The 13,935-nt window shown below is 67.8% G+C and carries 12 protein-coding genes and 1 pseudogene; 12 read left to right on the top strand and 1 reads right to left on the bottom strand.

The window, feature by feature from the left end; genetic code table 11:
- Nucleotide 1: 1 nt before the first annotated feature.
- The 8 genes and pseudogenes from AC3A6P_RS03295 to AC3A6P_RS03330 all read left to right on the top strand — a co-directional run.
- Entirely contained in the window at nt 2-1,147 is a 1,146-nt protein-coding gene (locus AC3A6P_RS03295; RefSeq protein ID WP_487688358.1) for a hypothetical protein, read from the top strand.
- Nucleotides 1,144-3,342 carry a serine/threonine-protein kinase gene (locus AC3A6P_RS03300; RefSeq protein WP_487688360.1) on the top strand — a complete coding sequence of 733 codons (2,199 nt, stop codon included), beginning with the start codon at nt 1,144-1,146 and terminating at the stop codon, nt 3,340-3,342. The genes AC3A6P_RS03295 and AC3A6P_RS03300 overlap by 4 nt, the downstream gene beginning before the upstream one ends.
- A 101-nt stretch (nt 3,343-3,443) precedes the next feature.
- Complete coding sequence (locus tag AC3A6P_RS03305) at nt 3,444-4,337, top strand: PP2C family protein-serine/threonine phosphatase (RefSeq protein ID WP_487688363.1); 894 nt, start codon at nt 3,444-3,446, stop codon at nt 4,335-4,337.
- Complete coding sequence (locus AC3A6P_RS03310) at nt 4,334-5,623, top strand: vWA domain-containing protein (RefSeq protein ID WP_487688365.1); 1,290 nt, start codon at nt 4,334-4,336, stop codon at nt 5,621-5,623. The genes AC3A6P_RS03305 and AC3A6P_RS03310 overlap by 4 nt, the downstream gene beginning before the upstream one ends.
- Nucleotides 5,623-6,240: an FHA domain-containing protein gene (locus AC3A6P_RS03315; RefSeq protein ID WP_487688367.1), complete on the top strand. Its 618-nt coding sequence runs from the start codon at nt 5,623-5,625 to the stop codon at nt 6,238-6,240. The genes AC3A6P_RS03310 and AC3A6P_RS03315 overlap by 1 nt, the downstream gene beginning before the upstream one ends.
- Before the next feature lie 110 nt (nt 6,241-6,350).
- Nucleotides 6,351-7,379 carry a GAF domain-containing protein gene (locus AC3A6P_RS03320; protein WP_487688370.1) on the top strand — a complete coding sequence of 343 codons (1,029 nt, stop codon included), beginning with the start codon at nt 6,351-6,353 and terminating at the stop codon, nt 7,377-7,379.
- Between the two features lie 133 nt (nt 7,380-7,512).
- Entirely contained in the window at nt 7,513-7,962 is a 450-nt protein-coding gene (locus AC3A6P_RS03325) for a hypothetical protein (RefSeq protein WP_487688373.1), read from the top strand.
- 348 nt (nt 7,963-8,310) lie between these two features.
- Nucleotides 8,311-8,628 (top strand): annotated as a pseudogene (locus tag AC3A6P_RS03330) (glycosyltransferase family 4 protein); the annotation flags it as partial.
- A 28-nt stretch (nt 8,629-8,656) separates the two neighbouring features.
- Here AC3A6P_RS03330 and AC3A6P_RS03335 read toward each other — a convergent pair.
- Entirely contained in the window at nt 8,657-9,220 is a 564-nt protein-coding gene (locus AC3A6P_RS03335; protein ID WP_487688375.1) for an HD domain-containing protein, read from the bottom strand.
- Between the two features lie 354 nt (nt 9,221-9,574).
- On the opposite strand from AC3A6P_RS03335, the gene AC3A6P_RS03340 reads away from it, so the two are divergent.
- From AC3A6P_RS03340 to AC3A6P_RS03355, 4 genes are all read left to right on the top strand, one after another.
- Nucleotides 9,575-10,294 (top strand): GntR family transcriptional regulator, encoded by a 720-nt coding sequence (locus AC3A6P_RS03340; RefSeq protein WP_487688378.1) that lies wholly within the window; start codon nt 9,575-9,577, stop codon nt 10,292-10,294.
- 398 nt (nt 10,295-10,692) lie between these two features.
- Complete coding sequence (locus AC3A6P_RS03345; protein WP_487688380.1) at nt 10,693-11,586, top strand: oxidoreductase; 894 nt, start codon at nt 10,693-10,695, stop codon at nt 11,584-11,586.
- Between the two features lie 134 nt (nt 11,587-11,720).
- Nucleotides 11,721-12,509: an SDR family NAD(P)-dependent oxidoreductase gene (locus AC3A6P_RS03350; protein WP_487688383.1), complete on the top strand. Its 789-nt coding sequence runs from the start codon at nt 11,721-11,723 to the stop codon at nt 12,507-12,509.
- A 161-nt stretch (nt 12,510-12,670) separates the two neighbouring features.
- The gene (locus tag AC3A6P_RS03355) at nt 12,671-13,819 is read left to right on the top strand and encodes an alpha-D-ribose 1-methylphosphonate 5-triphosphate diphosphatase (RefSeq protein WP_487688386.1); all 1,149 of its coding nucleotides are present in this window, start codon (nt 12,671-12,673) and stop codon (nt 13,817-13,819) included.
- The last annotated feature ends 116 nt before the right edge of the window (nt 13,820-13,935 follow it).

Genomic DNA, 13,935 nt, shown 5'->3' on the forward strand with positions numbered 1-13,935 from the left:
CATGACGGCGCTGAGCACCGACGAAATCGATCGCGAACTCGACTCGCGCAGTAGGGAAGTGGCCGCCATGTCGTCCACCATGGTGGAACTGGACAGCCACCCTGGACTCGCGCACCTGCGCCGGTACCCGCCGACCGGTCTCACCGCTCAACGCTGGACGGTGATCGAGACGGTGCTGACCCAACTGTGGGAAGACCTCGGCAGGATGAGCGCCATTCTGGATTCGGCGCGGGCCACGCGGGCGCGGGGATCGCGGCTCGACGAGGACGAGCGCGCCGAGATGACCCGGTTGCTGCGGGAGCGGCACTACGAGGTGGCGCGCCGGCCGGTCCCACTGTCGCAACGCGAGATCGCCAGTCCCGCCGAGGCGGTCGAGTTCGTGGGGCTGGCCGACACCGCTGACCGCATGCGCGCCACCTATCCCGGGGTGGTCGAATTCCTGGACGCAGTGGACGCGGTGGACGCCGCTGTGGCCAAAGGCCTTGCGCCGTGGCAGCAGCGTCTCGAGGACGCGGGCACCCCCGCACCGCCGGAAATGGCGCAGTTGTTGCACACCTCGGCACACGACCCGTTGTCACTGAGCCCGAGCGACATCGACGACCGTGTCGCGGCCATCGCCGAGCGCGTCACGCAGAGCCTCGATGAACTGGCAGAACTGCAAGCAGTGAAAGCGAATTGGCCATCAGCGTTGACGGATACCGCAGTGCAACTCGACGAACTGCATCGCGTCACCGAACAGGCCGCGCAGACCAGGACCCACGCCGAGCAAGTGGTGCTCGCCGGCGCGTTCCCGGTACGCGACAACACCGAAGCCGGATTGCGCGCCGCGCTGGCGGCGCTCACCGCACCGGATCCGCGGGCGTTGCGTGCGTTACGGCAGCGCATCGATGACGCACTGCAGGCAGCCCGCGACGACCACGAACTCGCGCAAGGCCTGCTCGACCGCCGGGCCGAGCTCAACGGCAGGCTCAGCGCCTACCAGGCCAAGGCGGCGCGGCTGGGCCTGGGCGAAGACCGGGATCTGCTGGCCTGCGGTCGTATCGCCTCAGGTCTGCTGTCCCGGCGGCCCTGCGATCTGCGCGCGGTCACCCGCGCGGTGGCAGACTTCCAGCAGTTGCTCACCGAGAAGCGGGGACATACCCGATGAAGTGTGCCGAACCCGGCTGCGATGGCACCGTCGTCGACGGTTACTGCAACGTGTGCGGCACCGCGCCTGCGGAAGTCGAGGCGCCGGGCACCGCCGCCATGGCCGCACCCAGCGTCGCGACCGCCCGGTCGGCCGTCACCGCCCGCACCGGCTCCAGCCGCTCGGCCAGTGTGCGCGGCCGCCTCGGCGCGGGAATCGTCGCCGTTCCCCGGATGCCGAAAGGTGACCCCGCCGCGGCCATCCTCACCGACCCGCAGGTGCCCGAACGGAACCGGTTCTGCGGCAATCCGCAGTGCGGCAAGCCGGTAGGGCGCGCGCAGAATGATCAGCCCGGCCGCACCGAGGGGTTCTGCACGCAGTGCGGCACCCGGTACTCGTTCATCCCCAAGCTTTCCCGTGGCGACCTGGTGGGTGGCCAGTACGAGGTGCAGGGCGCGATCGCCCATGGCGGGCTGGGCTGGATATATCTGGCGATCGACCGCAATGTGCACAACCGGTGGGTGGTGTTGAAGGGGCTGATCAACTCCAGTGACGCCGACGCCATCGCGGCCGCGGCGGCCGAGGTTCTGGCGCTGGCCGAAGTGGAGCACCCGAACATCGTGCGCATCTACAACTTCGTCGAGCATGTCGACCGGGCGGGCACCGCGGTCGGTTACATCGTGATGGAGTTCGTCGGCGGCACATCGCTGAAACAGATCCGCAAGACCCGCAATGCCCCCCTGCCGCCGGATCTGGCCGTCGCCTACATCATCGAGATCGCCCCCGCGTTGGGCTATCTGCATGCCCAGGGGCTGGCCTACTGCGATTTCAAACCCGACAACGTGATGCAAAGCGATGAGCAACTCAAGCTGATCGACCTGGGCGCCGTCATCTCGATGGATGACAAAGAGAGCTCCCTGTTCGGCACCGTCGGCTATCAGGCGCCCGAGATCGCCCATACCGGACCGACTGTCGCCAGCGACGTCTACACCGTGGGTCGCACCCTCGCCGTCCTGGTGATGGACGTGCCGCAGGAGAACGGGCACTTCGTTGCGGCACTGCCCGGCCCTGACACCGTTCCCGTGTTGGCCAAATACGAATCTCTACACCTGGCCATTCAGCGCGCCACCGATGCCGATCCCGCACAACGCTTTTCGTCGATGGAGGAGCTGGCAGATCAGCTCACCGGTGTACTGCACGAGATCGTCGCCACCGACACCGGCGCCGAGCAGCCACGCACGTCGCACTACTTCAGCCCGCAACGCGCGGTGTTCGGGGCGGGATCGGATGAGCCGTTGACACCGGCTCAGGTGGTGGCCACCCTGTCGGTGCCGGTCGTCGACCCCAATGACAGCGGCGCGGCGTTGCTGGCCACCACCAGCGGCACCTCACCCGCACAGCTGGAACAGGCGCTTCGCCTGTCCCACAGCGGAACCCGGCAGCGCGCAGACAGCTCCGTGGAAATACCGCTGCGTCTGGTGCGTGCGGCGCTCGAACTCGGTGACCCCGCGGTGGCCCGGGCCCGGCTCGCCGAGCTGAACTCCGTCATATTCAACGATTGGCGGCTGCGCTGGTACGGCGGACAGTGTGCTCTGCTGGAGAAACAGTTCGATCTCGCCGACGAAGAGTTCACCTCGGTGCTGGCCTCACTGCCCGGCGAGCTCGCCCCGAAGGTGGCGATCGCGGCGGCCGCTGAACTGGGCGGCGATTATGACCGCGCCGCAAAGTACTACGAAACGGTCTGGCGCACCGATCGCGGGTACGTCAGCGCCGCATTCGGTCTGGCGCGCCAGCGGGCGCGCGCCGGGGAGCGCGCAGGTGCCGTCGCAGCGCTCGACCAGGTGGTGCCCGCGTCCGCGCAGTACACCGCGGCCCGGGTCACCGCCATCGAGGCGCTACTCGACGGCAGCACCCCGGACACCGTGGACGAGCCCACGCTGACCGACGCCGGCGCCCGGGCCGCGGCCCTGACCCTGGAGTCGGCGGAGCGGCGGGCGAGTATCAAACTTCGGGTGTTCGAGGCGGCGCTGAGCTGGCTGCAGACCGGGAAGGAACCGTCGACGCCGCGGCTGCTGGGCGCCGACTTCACCGAACCGGGGATCCGAGCCGGGATGGAACGGTGCTACCGCGACCTCGCGCACGAAACCGCCGACATGTGGGAACGAATCACGCTGGTGGAGAAGGCCAACGGCGTCCGGCCGAGGACACGCCTGTGACGTGCCCACGCTGTGATGCAACTGTGGCGACCGCCGACCGGTTCTGTGGCAGCTGCGGTGCCCCACTGGCGGACCTGCACAGGGTCACCATCCCACGATCGATGCAAGACACCGGCGCCGCATGTCAGGACTGCGGTAACACCACCTTCACCGACGGGTACTGCAGTGCCTGCGGGCACCGGCGTGCGGCACCCGACCGGGACCAGGCCGAACTGGGCGGCGTGGTACTGGTCACCGATCGCGGTATCGAACACAGCCGCAACGAGGACGCCGCCGCCGCCGGAGTGATCAGAGGTGGTGACGGCTCCCTCACCGGTTATGCGATCGCCGTCAGCGACGGTGTCTCCACCTCCGACGAAGCGCAGCTGGCGTCGGCGGCGGCCGCCACCGCCGGCGTGGACGCCATGCTGACAGCCCTGGCGGCGGGGGCGGACACCCGGGCGGCGACGCTGGCCGGTTTGGCCCAAGCCACCAAGGCCGCCGCATCAGCGCACGCCGGAGCCGACCCGGCCACCGCGCCGTCGTGCACCTACACCGCGACCGCGGTCCTGCCCGCCGGCGACGGTTCTGCCACCATCACCATCGGCAATGTCGGTGACAGCCGGGCCTACTGGCTGCCCGCCCCGCCGGCAGCCGCCCGCCAACTCACGGTCGATGATTCGCTTGCGCAGGAACTCATCGCCACCGGGCTGCCCGCCGACTCGCCCGCCGTGTTGCGCGGCGCGCACACCATCACCCGCTGGCTCGGTGCCGATGCCGACCCCCAGCCCTGGGCTGAGGACAGCGTGCAGAACCTCACCGTCACCGGCCCGGGGGTCCTGCTGCTGTGCAGCGACGGGTTGTGGAACTACCTGCCCGCGGCCGAGGAGCTCGCGCGGTTCTGTGCGGCCGGGGACGCCACCTCGGCCGCACAGGCGCTGGTGGAGTACGCACTGTCCGCGGGTGGCCAGGACAACATCACGGTCGTCATCGTCCCGATCGGAGGAACACCATGAGTTCAGCTGCGCAGCAGGGTATCTCCGTCGACGTCGACCACAATCCCTATCTGGCCGAGGGCAGCGGCACAGTCGACGCGATCGTCAGCATCGCCGCAAGCGCAGAGCTGGCCGCCACCACCCCGGCCCCAGAACGGGTGGAAGCCATCGTCATCGACACCTCGACCTCCATGCTGTCGCCCGCCTCCAAATTCGACGGCGCCAAACGCGCGACGCTGGCGGCCATCAACGAACTCGTCGACGGGACCCACTTCACGGTGATCGCGGGCTCAGACAAAGCCAAGAGTGTCTATCCGGCTCAGGGCGGGCTGGCCCCGGCCAACCCCACGACCAGAGCCGAGGCGGCTCGCGCGGTCGATTCGCTACGGCCCAACGGCGGCACCGCGATCGGGAAATGGCTGGCTCATGTCAGGGGCATCGTCGGGCAACGCCCCGGCGCGTTGACCCATGCCATCCTGCTCACCGACGGCAAGGACGAACACGAGACCCCCGAACAGCTGGGCCAGGAGATCGGGCTGTCCGAAGGCGAGTTCACCTGTGATTGCCGCGGAGTGGGCACCGACTGGCAGGTCGAAGAGCTCCGCGCCATCGCCTCGGCTCTCCTGGGCACCGTCGACATCGTGGCCGACCCCGAAGACCTGGCCGAGGATTTTGCGAGCATGATGCGCACTTCCATGGCCAAGTCGATCGCCGATATGACATTGCGGCTGTGGACCCCGGCGGGCGCCCGCATCGAGTTCGTCAAACAGGTGGCGCCGACCGTCGAGGACCTGACCGCCCGGCGTGTCGACACCGCCGCCCAGACGGGCGAGTATCCGCTGGGATCCTGGGGCGCCGAGGAGCGCGACTACCACGTGCAAGTGGACGTCGAACCCGCCGCGGTGGGACGCGAGAAGCTCGCCGCCCGGGTGACAGTCGTGGCGGGGGATCAGGTGCTGGGTGAGGGGCTGGTCAAAGCGGTGTGGACCGCCGATTCCGCGTTGTCCGCCCGGATCAGCAGGCGGGTGGCGCATTACACCGGCCAGGCGGAACTGGCGCAGGCCGTGCAGGAAGGGTTGAGCGCGCGCAAGAGCGGCGACGAAGCCACCGCCACCGCCAAGCTGCAGCGTGCCATGGAACTGGCGGTGGAGTCCGGCAACGACGGGACCGCCACCTTGCTGCGGGGCGTGATCGACGTGGATGAGCGGACCGGGACCGCGCGACTGCGCCGGGAAGTGGCCGCCGCCGACGAGATGGCCTTGGACGCGCGGTCGACGAAGACGGCCCGGGTGCGGAAGGAGTCCTGATGCCCACTTGCATCGAGGGGCACACATCCGTGGCGACGGACTACTGCGACGTCTGCGGTTCGGCGATCGCCGCCGCACCGGCTGCGCCGGTTGCCGAACCGGCATCGTGCCCGGCGTGCGGTTCGCCCATCAGTGGCCGGTTCTGTGAATCCTGTGGTCACGACTCGGCGCTTCCGGCGCCCGTCACGTCCTCGGCTGCCACACCGGCTGCACAGCAGACGGTGTGGACCGCGGTGGTGGCCGCCGACCGCGCTTTCTACAACCGGGTGCTGGCGCGCGGCGGACCCGATACCGTGGAGTTCCCGCAGTTCTTCCCGGAACGACGAATCACGCTGCAGGACAACGCCACCCTCATCGGTCGGCGCAATGCCGGCCAGGGTATCGAACCGCAGATCGACCTGGGCATCCATCCCAGCGATCGCGGGGTGTCCAGCCAGCACGCGGTGCTGCGCCTGCACGGTGCGGAGTTGACCATCACCGACCTCGGCTCCACCAACGGCACCAGCCTCAACGACAGCGAGGCCTTGCTGAAGAACGGCGCCGAGACCCCGCTGGCCGACGGTGACCGCATCCACGTGGGGGCCTGGACCACGATCACGGTGCTGCGCAGCCCATGAACGGCGAAACCTCCACTGCCACAACGGCAGAATGAATCCATCTGACGGACGTGTATTGCCGCGGCCCGCCTGAGGGCACAGAATGGCTAGAGGTCCTAAAGGGGGGAACTGTGGCCGATCCGCCGGGTGTCACAGGAAGCTCTTCGGGTGATTCGCCCGATCTGCTCCGCGAGTTGCGTGACGCCCGGGAACAGTCGGCAGCCAGTCGGGAGATCCTCGCGGCGCTGGGCCGCGACGTCGCCGATCCCGGAGCCGTACTCGACACGGTGGTCGAATACGCGGCGCGACTGTGCGGCGCCGGCGCCGCACAGTTGTTCCTGCTCGACGGCGACATGTTCCGGCTGTCCCGGGTGTCCGGCAAGACCCCGGACACCTACCGGCAGCATCTGCTCGAACAACCCATCGCCCGCAACCGCTCGTCCACCGTGGGGCGAGCGGCGGCCGACAAGAAGACCCATCAGATCGCCGACGTGCTCAATGATTCCGAATACGGGCGCCTCGACCTGCAGAGCCTCACCGGGTTCCGCACCTTGATGTCCACCCCGATGATCCTCCAGGACGAGGTGGTGGGCGTGCTCTCGCTGTGGCGAACCGACGTGGCGCCCTTCGATGTTCACGAACGCGAGCTACTCGAGGAGTTCGCCGTCCAAGGCGCCATCGTGCTGCGCCAGGTCGAACTGCTGCGTGCGCTGGAAGCGCGCGGCGGCGAGTTGGCCAACAAAGTCGCCCAATTGGAAGCCCTCCGCGAAGTGGGCGAGGCGGTGGGTTCCAGCCTCGATCTCGACGAGGTGCTGGACCGGATCGTCAGCAACGCCGTCCGGTTGACCAACCTCGGCTTCGGTGACATCACCCTGGGGACCGACGGCGGGTCGATCCTCGAATACGACGAAGCCGCCGACGTGCTGAGGATGCGCGCCGCGTTCGGCAGCAGCGCCGAACTGCTCCAGCAGCTCAGCGCCATCACCATAGATCGGGATTCGACGCGGTTGGGCCGTGCTGCGCTGGCGCACAACACACTCGAGATCCCGGATCTCGCCGACACCGAACTGGACCCCTACCTCGACGTCCTGCTGCGCGATGGCTGGCGGTCGGTGCTGGCGGTGCCGATGCTGCGCGGTGACACCCTGATCGGCATCTGACGCATCATTGTGAGGTCGGGAGTTCAACTCTGCTCTGCGTAAGGGCTACTCCGCCCCGACGAACCACCAGGCCCCTCCCGCTGACGGCGTTACCGGCCGTCACCACAGCCCCCCAGCCCATTAAGACGCCCGCGTGCCGCCGTCGGGCGTCGTCGTCATCGCAGGCCTGCAGCAGCTCTGGATCGGCAAAAACTACGCCGGACGGACAGTGACACTGTGGATTCACCTGACCTGCACCCACATCCTAAACGCTGACGAGGCCATCAAGACCGTCCCATCCCGAGTCACCACCGCCGACCTCGAACGCCTATCGTTGCGCGGAGTTCGCATAGGGCGACCCGACCCCGCCGCCCCCGCGCCGACCGGCGACAGCGTGAACAGCCGCTCAACACCGATCGAGCTAGAGCGCACCGCTAACCGCGACGGCATCGTCGTCGTCCACGGTCAGGAACTGGCACTGGGCACTGGCATCGCCGGGACCAGAGTCGCGCTGCGATTTGACGCCGGCCTGATCCACGCCACCGCCGGCAACATGCTACTCGAGACACTATCGAATCCGTTCCCGTTAACGAGATTCGAGTAATACGGGGAGCCCGTCCCGCGACGTCGACACTTCCCGCACCACCGCCCGCTGGACCGCAAAGTGTGCAGCGGCGAGTCCCCAAAGATGGTGTCGTCATGGTCGCCGGGCAGCGACTGCGAGTCGGACGAACCCATGCCGGGCTCATCGTCACCGTCGTGGTCGAAGATCACCACTCCGAGTGCTCGATGGCATCACAGAACTGTCACTGCACGCCCGAACATCGACCAAACCCATCCGCAACTTCAACGCCACCCGTCACCAACAACGGTAACCATGTCCCGATAACAATGCGTCACCTATGTCCCGAGACCACACAGGCCACCGCCAGCAAGAAGTTGCGCGGACGACAATTCGGTTGAGCGAGTGCATAACTCACTGCGTGTCCAAAAATCGCCGTTCCAGTAGGACAAGCAGGACTACGCACTGTTCCTCGGTAGGTATGCTCCGTACAAGGGTGCGCACCTGGCTGCGGAGGCCGCACACCAGGCGGATATCCCACTGGTGTTGGCCGGCAAGTGCGACGAACCGACCGATAGGGCCTACTTCGAGGAGCAGGTAGCGCCGCTGCTGCGCGACACTGACACCGTCGTCGGGGAGGCCGACGCCGTCAGTAAGCGACGACTGCTGGCCAATGCGGGTGCCGACCTGTCAGTCGTCGAGGCCGAGCGGATCCCGCGGGAGCGCGGCCCATAGGTCATTTCGGATCGGCTGGCGCAGCGGTTGACCAAACTCTCTGCAACATGGCCTCATACGAAGAGAGGTCGTCTGTGACCGCGCCGCTATCCTTGGCGGCGTCGTCCCAGCGGCGGAGCTGAGCCGCCTCCGAGTACGACTTGTGCGATCGGAATTCCTCGACTTCCGCAGGTGTCATTGGGCCGCCCTGGCGAGCGAGAGATCGGACGGACGCCGGGCTGAGGGCATCACCGTAAGCAGGGTCGGTTGCGACCAGATAGCGCTTGGCCGGTACGTGCTGGCCGACCAGGTAGGCCGCACGCTGCGAGATGTGGTCGGCGCAGAACTGCGCGCCGATGCGTTCGTGCACGCCATCGCCATAGTGCGCGAGAACCGCTGGCGCACGGCCGATATCGTGGAGGAGAGCTGCGGCGACCATGACGTCGTCGTGGCCGGCGTCACGTGCTCGCTGCGCGGTCTGCAGAGCGTGCTGCAGCTGGTTTACCGCCTCGTCCTCATAGGGGCTCGCCTCGGCGAGGCGCAGGATGTCGACGATGTCGGAGACGGAGAAGTGTGGGCTGGACAACGCTTGGCGCCTTTCGGTGGTGGGAACGCAACCCATACTCGACTACCGTCGCTTGACTAGTCAAGTATAGTCCTGGAGCTCTGCGAAGAGGGCGGGACCATTGAGGGCTCAGGACCGCGGCGACCTGTTCCGGTCCAGGAGGGCGGGCTGACATCCCCCAGGCGGCCGGGCCGGGTTGGGCAGGCATGCCGTCCTCTGCGCGTGGGTGCACCAAGCCCCACCGGGCGGGGCCGTTCCAAGTCGTGCGTGCAGTAGGATTTGCGCGAGGTTGCGTGGCTGCGCATGCGGGCGGAGTCGCCCGGCGGCGTGACGTGGACGCGGGACCGCCCGAGTCTGCGACAGAGGGGGCGGCAGTTGGCCGACGACACTGGACCGCGGTATCAGGCGATCGCGAATCTGCTCGAGCAGGAGTTGGGGCTGCTGGCGCCGGGTACTCAAGTCGCCTCCGAGAACGAACTCGCGAAGCGGTTTGCGGTGAACCGCCTCACCGCTCAATCGGCTCTCGAGGAGCTGGAGCGCCGATACGTCGTCCGGCGAAGCAAGGGCCGGGGAACCTTCGTCGCTCGTCGTCTCCCTTATGTCGTCAGCCCAGGATCCTCACCGAGCTGGAGTGCAAGTGTTCGGGCCGCCGGTGGTACGCCGAGCGTCTCGACGGTGTGGTTGCACGAGAGGCCAGCGTCGAAGTGGGTCTCCGAGCAGCTCAGAATCAGGCCAGGCCAGCGGGTATTCGTCCTCCTGAGAAGACGTTTCGTGGACGGTCTGATTGCGACGTGCACCACCAGCTACCTTCCCGGGGATCTGCTGCCCCGATTCCGCTCGAGACTGTCGGACGGTGCGTCGCTGCATGACATTCTGGTCGACCAGTACGGCATGCGGCCGACGCGTACCTGGGCGAAGGTGGAGTTGCGGCCCGCTCCCGCCGATGTCGCGAAGCACCTCGAGCTCCGCGGCGCACCGATGGTCCATCGACTCTCGGCGCTGCTGGAGGACCCCCGCTCGGGTGGGCGGGTGATCGAGTTCGGCGAGACCTGGTTGCGACCCGATACGGTCGATCTGGTCGTCGAGATGAGGTGATGAGACTTTCCGGGGGCTGGCGTCATCGTCACAACCCCGGGATCGCGGTTGCTTGGCCACCGCACGCGTCTCACGGCCTGCCGTCCCGTCCCGGAAATTTGCTGGGGTTGAGGTGCCTCGGCTACGCACTTGGTGCCAGAGCTCGTCCGGCGCGGTGTGTCGGCGGTCGTCAACGAGACTGCGCCCCTCGCTCTCGCCGCGCCCGCAGCCGTGGCGGCGATAGCGGCGCCGCCCGCCGGTTGGGGCATCGGAACAGTCCGCGCGGCGGCCTCGCCCGGCCTGCGTTCCTCTTGATTAGTCAAGTTCGACGCGCTACCGTCGTCGCTCGGGCCGTCGGCCGACTCCGCATCGGAGGGAGGCGACGTCTTGCGAGAACAGACGACGAGCGCGACGAGGTGATGACGACGTCTGAGAATCCAACCGTAGCTCTGGTCGGCCCCGGGGCGATCGGCACCACAGTGGCGGCGGCCCTGCACGAGGTGGGGCGCACGCCGACGATCTGCGGACGCTCGGGGCGCGAGCGCCTGGAACTGCGCCACGACGGGGGCTGCATCGTTGTACCGGGACCAGTTCGCACCGATCCGGCAGACATCACCGGCGAGTTCGATCTGGTCTTCCTTGCTGTTAAGGCGACGCAGGTCGAGGCTGCCGGGCCCTGGCTGTCGGCGCTGTGCTCGGCGAAAACCGTGATCTGCGTACTGCAGAACGGTGTCGAGCAGCGGGCGCTCGTAGCGCCCTACGCGCGCGGCGCGGTGCTGCCCGCCGTCGTGTGGTTCCCGGCGCAGCGGGAGTCAGACGGCTCGGTCTGGCTCCGAAGCGAACCGCGTCTGAGCTTGCCAGACACCCACGCGACGAGCATGCCGCTCGCGGCCCTGCACGGCACTCGCGTGACCGTTGACGTCGCCGCCGACTTCACGACCGTCGCGTGGCGCAAACTGCTGCAGAACGCGGTCGCCGGACTGCAGGTTCTCACCGGCCGACGGGCGGGGATGTTCACCCGCGCCGACATCACCGAACTGGCACTGGCGTATGCGGGGGAATGCGTCACCGTCGCCCGCGCCGAGGGCGCGGACCTCGGTGACGACGCAGCGCAGGAGATCGTCGACAAGTTCCACGCTCTCCCCGCCGACATGGGCACCTCGATCCTCGCCGACCGCGAGGCCGGACGCCCCCTGGAATGGGACAGCCGTAACGGCGTGGTACGCCGCCTCGGCCGCGCGCACGGCATTCCAACGCCGGTCAGCGACGTGGTACTCCCATTACTCGCGGCCGCCAGTGACGGGCCCGGCTAGTTCGGGACGCGCCGGCGATCAGCACGCCGGTCGATGTCGACGCGGTCGTGACCAACGGGGTGAGGTGCCGTGCGCGTTTCACATCGGCGCTCGTGTGTCGCCGCTCAACGAGTTCGCAACAGTCAGGAGTGGTATTGAACCTCGACCTCACCGGCCGGGTCGCGCTGATCGCCGGCGGCAGCAAGGGGATAGGCCGCGCAATCGCACTGGAGTTCGCCGGCCTCGGCGCGTCGGTCGCCATCGGTGCGCGTGGCCGAGTTGCCCTGCAGGAGACCGCGGCTGAGATCGAGGACCTGGCCTCCACTCCCTACGTGTTCGAAGGCGATCTGCGCCAGACGGCGAGCGTGGAACGGATGACCGGCGAGGTCGCCGAGTACTACGGCCGCATCGATATTCTCGTCAACAACGTCGGCGACTCCATCATGGGACACGACTGGCGGACAAGCGACCTCGAGTGGGCGGAAATGCTGGAGACCTCACTCATGAGCACCGTCCGCTGTTCACGGGCGGCGATCCCGCACCTGCTCGGGAGTCGGCACGCGCGGATCATCAACATCTCCTCGGTTAACGGGCACCAGCCGCCGGCGGGCCGCGGTGACTACAACGCCGCGAAGGCGGCCGTACTCGCATTCTCCAAGACCCTGGCCAACGAACTTGCTCCCAAGATAACCGTGAACAGCATCTGTCCGGCGCGCATCGACACGCCGCTGTGGCGGCGGATGGCCGAGTCCATGCTCGATGAGTCGACGTCGACTGTCGACGCGGTACTGGACCGTGTCGCGCGGCGCGATGTCCCGATGGGTCGATTCGGCCGACCCGAGGAAGTGGCGGCGCTCGCGGCGTTCCTGGCCTCGGATGCCGCGGCCTGGATCACCGGCGTCGCGTACAACATTGATGGTGGGTACACCAGGTCGGCGCTCTGAATCGGTCGACGCGCATCGAGGTTGCCGCGATCTGCACTCCCGAAGCTGCCTAGATGCCGTAGTGCTGCAGCGCTATTGGCTTTGGAGTGTGGCGACTCCCGGTCGCGGGTCTGTAGGTCTCCCTGCGGGAGTCGGCCGCGACGGCGCATACTCGGAGACCCATGGAGGATTCGTTCGTCACCCTGCGCGCCCGCCGTGCGTTGATCGGCGGACGCGAGGTGGCGGGCCCCTTCGTGACCATTCGCAACGGTCTCGTCGAGGAGGTGGGTCGGCACGGCCCCCGCGGCGGCCGGGTCGTCGACATCCGATCGCTGGATTTGATTCCCGGCGTCGTCGACTTGCATTGCGACAGCGTCAACCGGCGGCGACAACCTCGGCCGGGTACGCGTTTCCCGCTGGGCTCCACCCTCGTTCAGGCCGACACGGAGGCGATTTCGAACGGCGTCACCACGCAGTGCGTCTGCGTGACCGTCGACGAGGAATTGACACATTGGGGTGACGTCGCTCATCCTGCGGAGTGGTGGCGGGCGCTACGCGCCGGGCGACGTCGACTCAGGACCGACAGTTATCTGCATCTGAGATTCGAGCTGAGCGCGGAACTCGCCGAACTCCCCACGGAGCTCGTGGACGGCGGGTTCGCACGGGTCGTCTCCTATATGGTCCACGCGCCCGGCGTCGGGCAATACGCCCTCGACGGTGGGGCTTGGCACCGGTTGTACCCCGGGCGGCACCGGGCTGCTCCCGAGGAGTGGGATCGTCTCGCGTCCGGGCGGGCAGACCGGGCTCGCGACATCACGGCCGCGAGATCGCGCGTCGCCGACGCGGCACGCGGGGCTGGGATCGCGCTGGCATCCCACGACGATGTCACGATCGATGACGTCACAGCAGCGGCGCGGGTCGGAGCCACCATCTCGGAGTTCCCTCTCACGCTCGAGGCGGCGACGCAAGCACGTCGCCTCGGCTTAGGGGTCGTCGTCGGCGCTCCGAATGCCTGGCAGGGGCGCTCGCACTTGACATGGCTGTCAGCCCGCACCGCGGTCCGTGCGGGCATGGTCGATGCGATGGTCTCCGATTACCACCCGGCCTCGATGCTGGCGGCCGCGTACAGCCTGGCTCGTGACGAATGTGCCACCTGGGCTGAGTCTTTGAACCTGGTGACGCGGGGTCCGGCGCGCCTGGCCGGGTTTCACGACAGGGGGGAGATAGCGGAGGGCCTCGCCGCCGATCTCGTTGCCGTCGATGCTGCGGACGACACTCCGTTGGTGCGGCAGGTGTGGCGCAGTGGCGTTCCGCAGTTGGGTCTCGTCTGATTCCGTCCGAGGCGCGGTGCGCTCCTATTGCGTTTCGGCTATGACCTCGATAAGCAGAAACCGGGTTCTGCGTGACCGCGATCACGGGCAATGTGAAACGTGACTTCTTCAGCGCG

Source organism: Mycobacterium sp. Soil_C_30, from assembly GCF_057656995.1.